Origin of the sequence: Nocardia sp. JMUB6875 (assembly GCF_041154655.1) — a bacterium.
Classification (GTDB): domain Bacteria; phylum Actinomycetota; class Actinomycetes; order Mycobacteriales; family Mycobacteriaceae; genus Nocardia.
Window position 1 is genome coordinate 37,705 of the sequence record NZ_BAAFGR010000046.1, and the last position, 9,817, is coordinate 47,521.

Consider the following 9,817-nt stretch of genomic DNA (forward strand, 5'->3'; position numbering starts at 1 on the left):
AGGCCCCGCCGGATTCGACGGGGCCTTTCGGGAGGGTCGGTTTCAGCCGATGATGACCGACTGGAACGGGATGGTGATGCTGCGCGCGGTGGCGCCCAGGCAGGGCCCGACCAGCGACGGCGGGTTGTCGATCGGCCCGGTGTTCACGATGATGTTCGAGCCCGCGTCGGGACCCGAGGTCGCCTGCAGCGTATTGCTGGTTCCGGGCGGGGTGGGGCCGCCGGGCACATGGAACGGTCCGGTCACGTGGGTCTTGTCGCCGTTGGCCCAGATCAGATCCGCGTCCACATTGACATTGACGTCGTTGCAGCTGCCGTTGCCGTTGAAGGTGCCTTGGAAGCCCTGCACGTCGCAGCCGGTCAGGTTGCCGCTGAGATTGCCGTTCACCGGCATGTCCATCTCACCGATGGGGCTGGTGGTGACGGTCAGGGTGCCGCCGTTGCAGACCGTGCTCGCGGTGGCGGTCGGGGTGAACGGGCCGAACATGAGCAGAGCGCCTCCGGCGAGGGCGGAGCCAACTAGTGCGGAGGCCTTGCGGGGTGATGCCATGGTGCTCGTCTCCTTTGATCGATGCAGATCAGGTGGCGAAACGTGGCGAAACGTGAAGGACTATACCCCTGACTTTTCGGGCTCCATGAAGGCGATGCCCCAGGTCAGATGTCCAAACCAGACGCTGGCGATGCGGCCGCCCTGTACGGCCGGTTTGGGGTCCCCGATGGGCCCGCCCGCGGCGCGCACGGCCGCCACGGTGGCGTCCAGGTCGGGGCACAGGAAGGCGACGCCAACCAGCGCGGGCTGCAGCCCCGAGCTGACCGCTTCGATGAACGGCTCACCGACGCGATAGAACGCCATCTCCGGTCCCTGCGGCCCGCGCGGGAAGAACCGGCGGCGCGGCGGAACACCCAGCACGGCTGTCAGATTCGTGACCGCGTCGTCCAGGTCGGGGACCCAGTAGACGACGTGGTCGACGGTCGTGACGCCATTGGGATGCGTGGACGGCCAATCGTTCTCGGCCGGTTCGGGATCCAGATACGCGACGCCGAGTGTGTCAGGGGCTGAGTGGGTTTCGTCGAATCCCCAGGCGGCCTCGCCCAGCGCGCAGTCGACCCCGCCGATCCGGATCCGATCGTCGCGGATCGTGAAACCCAGTGCCGCCCAGGACCGCTCGTCTCCGGGCAGTCCCAGGTGGGTCAGGTTCGGCATTACAGCTCCGCCGCCAGGCGGGTGCCCTGGTTGATGGCGCGCTTGGCATCCAGTTCGGCGGCCAGGTCCGCGCCGCCGATGAGATGCACCTTCACGCCCGCGGCCACCAGCGGCTCCTGCAGATCGCGCACGGATTCCTGTCCGGCGCACAGGATCACGTTGTCGCACTCGATGACCTGCGGGCGGGCGCGCTTCTCGCCGAAGCTGATGTGCAGCCCGCGGTCGTCGATGCGCTCGTAGTTGACCCCGCCGATCTGCTCGACGCCCTTGGCCTTGACCGCGGCCCGGTGCACCCAGCCCGAGGTCTTGCCCAGGTCCTTGCCGAACGAGGACGACTTGCGCTGCAGCAGCACGACTTCGCGGGCCGCGGGGGAGGGCTTGGGGGTGGTGACGAACCCGGGCACGTTGGGATCGTCGGAGACGCCCCACTCTTCCTTCCACTCGTCGAGCTTGAGGCTGGGATGCCCTTCGACGGTGAGGAATTCGCTGACATCGAAGCCGATGCCGCCCGCGCCGATGACCGCCACCTTCTTGCCGACCGGCTTGCCCTCGCGCACCAGTTCGGCGTAGGTGAGCACCTTCGGATGGTCGATGCCCGGAATGCTGGGGATGCGCGGCTTCACGCCGGTGGCCAGGATGATCTCGTCGTAGCCGCCCGCGATGAGCTGTTCGGCGGTCGCCTTGGTCCGCAGATGCAAACGCACACCGCTGATCTCGATCTGCCGGGTGTAGTAGCGGATGGTCTCGCTGAACTCCTCCTTGCCCGGAATCCGCCGCGCGATGTCGAACTGCCCGCCGATCTTGTCATCGGCCTCGAACAGGTCCACGTGATGCCCGCGCTGGGCCAGGCTGACCGCCGCGGACAAGCCCGCCGGGCCCGCGCCCACGACCGCGAACTTCCGGGTCCGCCGCGTCGGCAGCAGCTTCAGCTCGGTCTCGTGGCCCGCGCGCGGATTCAGCAGGCAGGAAACGGTTTTCGCCTGGAAGGCGTGGTCCAGGCAGGCCTGGTTGCAGGCGATGCAGGTATTGATCTCGTCGGTCCGCGCGTCCTGCGCCTTGCGCGCCCACTCCGGGTCGGCGAGCAGCGGGCGGGCCAGCGACACCAGGTCCGAATCGCCGCGGGTGAGGATCTCCTCCGCGGTCTCCGGCATATTGATGCGGTTGGACGCGCACACCGGAATGTCCACGATGTCCTTGACCTTCGCGGTCCATTCCACGAACGCCGCGCGCGGCACCGAGGTGACGATGGTCGGCACCCGGGCCTCGTGCCAGCCGATATCGGTATTGATGATGGTGGCCCCCGCGGCCTCCACATCCTTTGCGACAGCGGCGATCTCGTCCCAGGTCTGGCCGTTCTCCACGAAGTCGGCCATGGACAGCCGGAACACGATGATGAAGTCGGGGCCTACCGCCTTGCGCACCCGGCGCACGATCTCACCGGCGATGCGGCGGCGGTTCTCCGCCGAGCCGCCCCACTTGTCCTTGCGCTTGTTGGTGCGCTCGGCCAGGAACTGGTTGATGAAATAGCCTTCACCGCCCATGATCTCGACGCCGTCGTACCCGGCGAACTTGGCCAGGGAGGCGCAGCGCGCGTAGTCGTCGATGGTCTCCTCGACGCCCTTGCCCGACAGCGCGCGCGGCTTGAACGGATTGATCGGGGCCTTGATGGCCGAGGCCGAAACACTGGTCGGCATATAGGAATAGCGGCCCGCGTGCAGGATCTGCAGGGCGATCTTGCCGCCCTCGGCGTGCACCGCCTTGGTGATGGCCCGGTGCCGGTAGGCCTCGGTCTTGTTGGTCAGCTTCGCGCCGAAGGGCAGCAGCCAGCCGGTGCGGTTGGGGGCGTAGCCGCCCGTGATGATCAGGCCCACACCGCCTTTGGCGCGCTCGGCGAAGTAGGCGGCCAGCCGGTTGATGTGCCAGGCCCGATCCTCGAGGCCGGTGTGCATGGAACCCATGACCACGCGGTTGCGCAGCGTGGTGAATCCCAGGTCCAGGGGTTCGAACAGGTGCGGGTACGCGCTCATCGCTGAGAGCCTTTCGGTCCGGACGCCTGCGATCGGGCTGTGTCGTTTTTCGGAGTGCCAGAATCGCGTTTGAGGGCGTCGAGTACTTCGTCGCACCAGTCGATGATTCCCTCCTCGACGCGGATGCCGCCGCGGAGAACCAGGTACAGGTGCAGTTTCTTGCCGGAGAGCTGATCCGGCGCGGGATAGTCCTTCTTCTCGAAGGCGCGGTACAGGTCGAGCCGGTGCTCATGCTGATCGCGGTGGCGCTTGATCTCGGCCATGATCCCGGAGATGTCGCCGAGCGAGGCCGCGCGTAGCTTCACGCCCATCTCGTTGCGCATGGGTTCGAGTTCGATGGGCTCGCCGATCCAGCGGATCAATTCGTCCAGGCCCGCCTCGGACACGGTGTAGACCTTCTTGTCGGGGCGGCCGTCCTGCGGGACCGTCTCGGCGACCACCCAGCCCTGCTCGTCCATGCGCTTGAGCACGCGGTAGATCTGCTGGTGGGTAGCGTTCCAGAAGAAGCCGATGGACTTGTCGAAGCGCTGGGCCAGGTCGTACCCCGAGCTGGCGCGTTCGGTCAGCGATACCAGGAGCGCGTGTTCGAGGGCCATAGCCGTCAGGATAACTGCTACGGACCGTACTATGCAATTCAGTGCATAGTGTTTTCGGGTTGCGGTTTCCTTGCCGGGCGCTACGGTTAACGCGCCCGGTCGCGGGGTGGATTTCATGGCGAATCACTCGCCCGGAGTCGCCGGGCGGTGGAAACTCTTATGGCGACTAAGGGGAGGCAGCCATGCGCAAGAAACTCACGACCGTCGGAGCGGCGGTACTCATCGCGACCTCGGCGGTGCTGATGACGGCCTGCAATGACAAGGACGTCAAGGGCACGCCGGTGACCTCGGTGAGCCAGGTGCCGCTGGGCGGGGCGCCCACCGATACCAAGGGCGGCTCGAACTCGCAGTCGGCCGTGCGCACCATCGGCAAGACCGGCTATTACGAGGGCTTCGAGATAACCGTCGACAAGGCCACCGTCACACCGGACGAATTCGGCGGCGCGAAGGTGCGCATCGACATCACCTACAAGAACACCTCCACCAAGGACAAGACCCTCAACGCCTCACCGGGCCTGCAGATCGGCGGCGCGCTCGATGCCGGGGCGAGCTGGGACACCCCGACCGTGCCCGGAAAGGGTTCGGCCGCAGGCGATATCACCACCACGGTGAAGAAGCTCGACACCGCCGATCATCTGCTCGACACCCTCACGGTCGTCTACGGCACCTCGCAGGAGAATCAGACTCTGATCCCGCTCAAGGCCGATGCCAAGGCCGACAGCGTCGCGCCCAAGACGCTGAACGTGTCCGGGAAACTGGTGCAGGACCAGACCACCGTCGAAATCACCGGCGGCACACTGACACCCAGCTACACCAAGGGTGAGCGCAACAAGATGGACCTGGCCCTGCACATCAAGCTGGTCGGCGGCTCCGGGATCTCCGACGGCGGCCTGAACGTCTTCTACGACTACTTCAGCCTGAAGACCCCCGACGGCCAGACCGCCGTCGCCGACATCCGCGGCCCGATCAACGAACTGCTCAACCGCGGCGAAACCATCGACCACGCAGACAATTTCGTCGTATTCGTGGTTCCGGCCCCGGCCACCGGTTCCTATGTGCTGAGCTACGACGCCTCGAAGGGCGAGAAGACCGCGCCCACCTATTCGTTCACCGTCAGCTGAGAATCACCGAGTCAGCCGAGAACAACTGCGCGCCCGGGTCTTTCACGACCCGGCAGTCACCCGGGCGCGCAGTCCGGCGGCGAACTCTCGCGCCGTCTCCAGGTCCGCCGCGTCGGGCTTGCCCTTGTTGATCCCGCCGACCAGCCGCAGCGGCGCCCAGGTGTCGAACGCCCGCACCGAGAAGGTGTTGGCGACCTCGAACCCGGCCCGGCGGGCCAGTCGCTCCATCGGCCACAGCTGCGGCGGAAACCCACTGGTGGCGAAGACGAATGCCTTGCCGCGCCGCTGCTTCGGCAGCCCGCGCACGAATCCCCGCAGCCGGGGATGAAACCGCTGATTGAAGATTCCCGACCCGAACCCCACCAGGTCGTAGGAACCCAGCTCATCGACGTCGACCTCTTCGGGCTCGACCACGGCGGCCTCCAGCACCTCACCCATGGCCTCGGCGACTCGCCGCGTATTGCCATGTGACACCGAAACACACACGATCAGGGCCTTCATCCCAGCTCTCCTTCGCTTCCGGATGATGCGGACAAGCTCGGAGACACCGCCCGCACTCCAACCGTGACACCTCCGCATGTGTCGGTGGTCACCCCGTCGTCGGTAGCGGGGGCAGTGATCGCGGCGGGAAAGGCGATCACCGCACGGGTGGCAACCTGCGGACTGCGGCGGCGCGCGGGGCCGGTGCGGGAAATCCCGCTGGTCCAGGGGTTTCGGTTGCAGAATGTGCGGCATGCGGACAATTGCCCGGGTGTTGCACGCTGTCGTCGCGGGTGCGTTGGTCGTGGTGGTCGGCCATGGGGTGACCGCCGCCCCGGCGCAGAGCGCGCCCATCGGGCAATCGCCCGCGCCCCTTCACCGTTCGCCCGAGCCCATCGGCCAGTTGCCCGGGCCCTTCGGCCAATTGCTGTGGGGGAATTCGGAGCCGCAGGGCGTGCGGGCACCCGGGGCGGCGCTGGCGGATGGGGTCACCGGCACCATGTTGTGGTCGCGGGAGGCGAACACGCCGGTGCCGATCGCCAGCATCGCGAAGGTGATGACGGCCTTGGTCGTGATCACCGCGGGTGATCTCGACCGGCCGGTCACCGTGCCGGCGGAGAGCATCGCCTACTGCGTTCGCAATGACGGCAGCACCGCGGGCCTGGCCGCCGGGGAGGTGCTCTCCACCCGCGATCTGCTCTACGCGCTGCTGCTGCCCTCGGGCTGCGACGCCGCCTACACCCTCGCCGAGGCCTACGGTCCCGGCCAGGACGGCTTCATGGCCAGGATGAACGACACCGCGCGTCAGATGGGTCTGGCGGCAACGTATTTCGCCGACCCCAGCGGCCTGCCCATCCCCGAGGACGATTCCACCTACTCCACCCCCGCGGATCTGGTGGCGCTCGGGCTGCGCGCCATGATGCTTCCGGTTTTCCGGGAGGTCGCCGGGTCGCGCAGCTATCACCTGCCCGCCGGCCCGGCCAACCGCGATCACGTCTGGCAGACCACCAACCTGCTGCTGAAGAACTACCCCGGCGCCATCGGCATCAAGACCGGATCCACCGATGCCGCCGGAGCCTGCCTGCTGTTCGAATCCGTCAGGGCGGGAATCCCATTGATCGGTGTGGTCCTGCACAGCTCGCCCGGCAGCGGTGCGGCGGCGCGGGATGACGCGGAGCGCATGCTGAATTGGGCCTACGACCCGATCCTCGCGGCACTCCCGATCCGCTGACGGCGGGGACACTTGGGGCATGGAGATCACATCGGCCGTCGGCGCGGTACTCGGCGCCTTCGGCCTGTCGGGGGCGGCGGGGCTCAATGCCTGGCTGCCATTGCTGGCGGTGGGGATCGCGGACCGGGCCGGCTGGATCGATCTGGGTAGTTCGTATGGGTGGCTGTCCTCGGTGCCCGCGCTGGCGGTGATCGGGGTGCTGTTCGTCCTCGACCTGATCGGCGACAAGATCCCCGCCCTGGATTCGGTCCTGCACGGCATCGGAACCCTGGTGGCCCCCGTCTCGGGCGCGATCCTGTTCACCGCCGAGTCCAGCCTGTCCTCGCATCTGCCGCCCGCGGCCACCGCCGTACTCGGCGCGATCACCGCGGGCAGCGTCCACGCCGGTCGTACGGTGGCCAGACCATTTGTCACCGGAACCACGGCGGGCGTGGGGAATCCGGTGGTCTCGACCGCCGAGGACGCCACCTCGCTGGTCCTCACGATTCTGGCACTGGTCATACCAATTGTGGCCTTCATCGCGATCGTGGTCCTGCTGATCATGCTGGGCTGGTTGGCATTCCGGGCCGCTCGCTGGTGGCGCGCCAGGCGAAGGCCGCAGCCCCAAGGACGGTGACGCCCTCGGCGAGGGAGGTGGTGGCGACGGCGTGTGCGGCAGACAGGGCGGTGGACCCGGCCAGTGTGAGGAAGGCCGTGCCGAAGCTCGCGACGCCGATGACCACGCCCAACTGCACGCAGGTGACGAGTATGCCGCTGGCGTCCGCGGCCAGGGCGAGCGGAATCTTGCCGGTGGCACGGGCCATCAGGGGGCTGAAGGCTAGGCCGTAGCCGACACCCATGAGCCCGAACACGATCAGTTCCAGCGGGCCGATGTCGTGGCCATCGCGCATCTGCAGGCCCATCACGACCATGGTCACCGCAGCGATCACCAGCCCCGCGGGAATCATCATGCGGTGCAACCGGGCCGGTATGCGGGTCCAGTACAGGCTCACCAGGCCGAAGGTCAGACCGTTCGGCAGGAAGATGAGCCCGGCGTGCAGGGCGCTGTAGCCGAGCGTGGACTGCAGGTGGATGGTGAACAGGAAGGTCCAGCCACCGAAGGTGCACATGATCAGGAACAGGGTGATGGCGGTGAGCACTACTCCGGGTGCCCGGAGCACGCGGTCCGCGAAGAGCGGTTCCCCGCCGATGCGATGCACCTGGCGTTCTACCAGGGCGAAGCCGATGAACCCGAACACGGCCGCGCCCAGGGCGATTCGGGTCCACTGCGGCCAGTCCTGTTCATGGCCGAGGACCAGCGGCACCACCAGCGCCAGCACCGAGACGGTGAGCATGCCCAGGCCGGGTAGGTCCAGCTTGCGGTCGACGCGGGTACCGGCCGTCGGCAGGATGCGCGGCGCGACGGCCAGCAGCGCCAGGCCGATGGGCACGTTCACGAGAAACACTCCGCGCCAACCGGTTCCGGCGATATCCCCGTTGAGGATGAGTCCGCCCGCGAGCTGCCCCGCGACGAACCCGCTGGAGATGACGGCCGCGTAGGCCGACAGCGCGCGGGCCCGGGTGGCCCCGGCGAACTGCCGCTGGATCAAGGTCATCACCTGCGGCACCATGGCCGCCGACCCGACACCCTGCAGGAATCGGAAGGCGATGAGCGAGCCGGAATTCCAGGCCAGCCCACACGCCAGCGAGGCGAGGGTGAACAGCGCCAGCCCCGTCACGAACATGGTGCGCAGCCCGAACCGGTCACCCAGCCGCGCGCCGGTGACCAGCAATACCGCGTACGCGATGACGTAGCCGGAGACGATGAGCTGCAGCCCGGATCCCGTGGCGTGCAGCGAGGTTCGAATCGAAGGAATGGCGACATTGACGATGGAGGCATCCAGCACCGCCATGAACTGGCCGATCAGAATGACGGCCAGTACGGCCAGTGGCCGTCGGACGGTAACCGGAGCGGTAGCCGCCACCGGTGGGGATTGGGTCAAGCTCTGTGTCATGAATTGAGCGTGCGGCGCGGCCGAGGCCCGGAACAGGAGCCTGCTTATACGGGTACTGGCAGCACCTGGATACCGGTGGCGATTACCGCCACGATGGAGTCATGGTGGCGGGAACCGGAAAAGCCAAGGTGCGCAGGGAGGAACTGTCGGCGTTCCTGAAGTCGAGGCGGGCGCGGATCAGTCCCGAGGACGTCGGTCTGCCCGTGGGCATCCGCCGTCGTACGCCGGGCTTGCGGCGCGAGGAGGTCGCCCAGCTGGCCGGGGTGGGGATCACCTGGTACACGTGGCTCGAGCAGGGGCGCGACATCAATTGCAGCGTCCAGGTATTGGACGCTATCGCCCGGGCGCTCCGCCTGGACGGCGCGGAACACGCACACCTGTACCGCCTGGCCGATGTCCCCACCGTGCCCAACCCGGTCCTCGAGGAGCCGGTGCCCGAGGAGGTGCAGATCATCCTCGACCACATGTATCCGCTGCCCGCCGCGCTACTCGGCGCGAGGTACGACCTGATCGCGTGCAACGCCGCCTACACCGCCATGTACCCGATGTTCCTGACCGGCTCCCGCAACATCCTGCGCAAGGTTTTCCTCGCCGACGGCTGCTGCACCCCCTACCCGGCTCATTCCGAGCCGGAACACCTGGCCCGCATGGTCGGCTACCTCCGCGCCGCCTACGCCCGCAACCTCGGCGACCCCGAATGGGTCGCCTTCATCGACGAAATGGTCACCCTGAGCCCGCGTTTCGCCGAACTCTGGGCCCGCAACGACGTCGCCCTCCCGCTCGGCCGCACCCGAGTCATCCGCAACCTCGCCATAGGCGAACTGGTCATGTACATGACCAGCATGTCCCTCCCCTCCATCGCCGGCTCCTGGATGCAGGTCTGGACCCCCGCCGACCCCGAGGCCTGGAACAAACTCCACACCCTCCTCGCCATGACCGACGAAGAACGCCGCACCCCCTGGGCCGACCACCTCGAACAAGCCCACGGCCGCCGACTGGAAGAGTGGATTCCGGTCGACCTCCACGAATGTGCCCGTCCCACACCGGGCGTCGTGGGTCTGTCCAGATAACGGTGTAACTCGGGTTGATTGGGTTAGTTCCGTCCGGCGGTGAGTCGGCCGTCGAAGGTGATGTCGAAGGCGTTCAACGCCGCTTTCCAGCGGGT

General features: G+C 67.4%; 10 protein-coding genes. 4 read left to right on the forward strand and 6 right to left on the reverse strand.

What is annotated here, in order from left to right; genetic code table 11:
- Window positions 1–42: 42 nt before the first annotated feature.
- From ACAM49_RS14415 to ACAM49_RS14430, 4 genes are read right to left on the reverse strand one after another with little or no spacing between them, the layout of a single operon-like run.
- Window positions 43–549 (reverse strand): hypothetical protein, encoded by a 507-nt coding sequence (locus ACAM49_RS14415; RefSeq protein WP_369635996.1) that lies wholly within the window; start codon window positions 547–549, stop codon window positions 43–45.
- A gap of 60 nt (window positions 550–609) precedes the next feature.
- A complete protein-coding gene (locus ACAM49_RS14420; protein WP_369635997.1) occupies window positions 610–1,203 on the reverse strand; it encodes a VOC family protein in 594 nt (197 codons plus the stop codon).
- Entirely contained in the window at window positions 1,203–3,230 is a 2,028-nt protein-coding gene (locus ACAM49_RS14425; RefSeq protein WP_369635998.1) for an FAD-dependent oxidoreductase, read from the reverse strand. The genes ACAM49_RS14420 and ACAM49_RS14425 overlap by 1 nt, the downstream gene beginning before the upstream one ends.
- A complete protein-coding gene (locus ACAM49_RS14430; RefSeq protein WP_369635999.1) occupies window positions 3,227–3,826 on the reverse strand; it encodes a PadR family transcriptional regulator in 600 nt (199 codons plus the stop codon). The genes ACAM49_RS14425 and ACAM49_RS14430 overlap by 4 nt, the downstream gene beginning before the upstream one ends.
- A gap of 182 nt (window positions 3,827–4,008) precedes the next feature.
- Here ACAM49_RS14430 and ACAM49_RS14435 point away from each other — a divergent pair, with 182 nt between their 5' ends.
- Window positions 4,009–4,947, forward strand: coding sequence for a hypothetical protein (locus tag ACAM49_RS14435; RefSeq protein ID WP_369636000.1), 939 nt, complete (start codon window positions 4,009–4,011; stop codon window positions 4,945–4,947).
- Between the two features lie 42 nt (window positions 4,948–4,989).
- Here ACAM49_RS14435 and ACAM49_RS14440 read toward each other — a convergent pair whose 3' ends face one another.
- Window positions 4,990–5,448: a flavodoxin family protein gene (locus ACAM49_RS14440; protein ID WP_369636001.1), complete on the reverse strand. Its 459-nt coding sequence runs from the start codon at window positions 5,446–5,448 to the stop codon at window positions 4,990–4,992.
- A 232-nt stretch (window positions 5,449–5,680) separates the two neighbouring features.
- Here ACAM49_RS14440 and ACAM49_RS14445 point away from each other — a divergent pair, with 232 nt between their 5' ends.
- Entirely contained in the window at window positions 5,681–6,658 is a 978-nt protein-coding gene (locus ACAM49_RS14445) for a D-alanyl-D-alanine carboxypeptidase family protein (RefSeq protein WP_369636002.1), read from the forward strand.
- 19 nt (window positions 6,659–6,677) lie between these two features.
- Entirely contained in the window at window positions 6,678–7,274 is a 597-nt protein-coding gene (locus ACAM49_RS14450) for a DUF4126 domain-containing protein (RefSeq protein WP_369636003.1), read from the forward strand.
- Here the strand turns inward: ACAM49_RS14450 and ACAM49_RS14455 are convergent.
- Window positions 7,198–8,652, reverse strand: a complete 1,455-nt coding sequence (locus ACAM49_RS14455; RefSeq protein WP_369636004.1) for an MFS transporter — start codon at window positions 8,650–8,652, stop codon at window positions 7,198–7,200. The two genes, ACAM49_RS14450 and ACAM49_RS14455, sit on opposite strands and share 77 nt — an antisense overlap.
- Before the next feature lie 101 nt (window positions 8,653–8,753).
- Between ACAM49_RS14455 and ACAM49_RS14460 the strand changes: the two genes are divergently transcribed.
- Window positions 8,754–9,722 carry a helix-turn-helix transcriptional regulator gene (locus tag ACAM49_RS14460; RefSeq protein ID WP_369636005.1) on the forward strand — a complete coding sequence of 323 codons (969 nt, stop codon included), beginning with the start codon at window positions 8,754–8,756 and terminating at the stop codon, window positions 9,720–9,722.
- Window positions 9,723–9,817 lie beyond the last annotated feature (95 nt).

Coding starts and splice junctions, on each gene's coding strand:
- ACAM49_RS14435 (WP_369636000.1), top strand. CDS start 4,009: ATGCGCAAGAAACTCACGACCGTCGGAGCGGCGGTACTCATCGCGACC.
- ACAM49_RS14445 (WP_369636002.1), top strand. CDS start 5,681: ATGCGGACAATTGCCCGGGTGTTGCACGCTGTCGTCGCGGGTGCGTTG.
- ACAM49_RS14450 (WP_369636003.1), top strand. CDS start 6,678: ATGGAGATCACATCGGCCGTCGGCGCGGTACTCGGCGCCTTCGGCCTG.
- ACAM49_RS14440 (WP_369636001.1), bottom strand. CDS start 5,448: ATGAAGGCCCTGATCGTGTGTGTTTCGGTGTCACATGGCAATACGCGG.
- ACAM49_RS14415 (WP_369635996.1), bottom strand. CDS start 549: ATGGCATCACCCCGCAAGGCCTCCGCACTAGTTGGCTCCGCCCTCGCC.
- ACAM49_RS14455 (WP_369636004.1), bottom strand. CDS start 8,652: ATGACACAGAGCTTGACCCAATCCCCACCGGTGGCGGCTACCGCTCCG.
- ACAM49_RS14425 (WP_369635998.1), bottom strand. CDS start 3,230: ATGAGCGCGTACCCGCACCTGTTCGAACCCCTGGACCTGGGATTCACC.
- ACAM49_RS14460 (WP_369636005.1), top strand. CDS start 8,754: ATGGTGGCGGGAACCGGAAAAGCCAAGGTGCGCAGGGAGGAACTGTCG.
- ACAM49_RS14430 (WP_369635999.1), bottom strand. CDS start 3,826: ATGGCCCTCGAACACGCGCTCCTGGTATCGCTGACCGAACGCGCCAGC.
- ACAM49_RS14420 (WP_369635997.1), bottom strand. CDS start 1,203: ATGCCGAACCTGACCCACCTGGGACTGCCCGGAGACGAGCGGTCCTGG.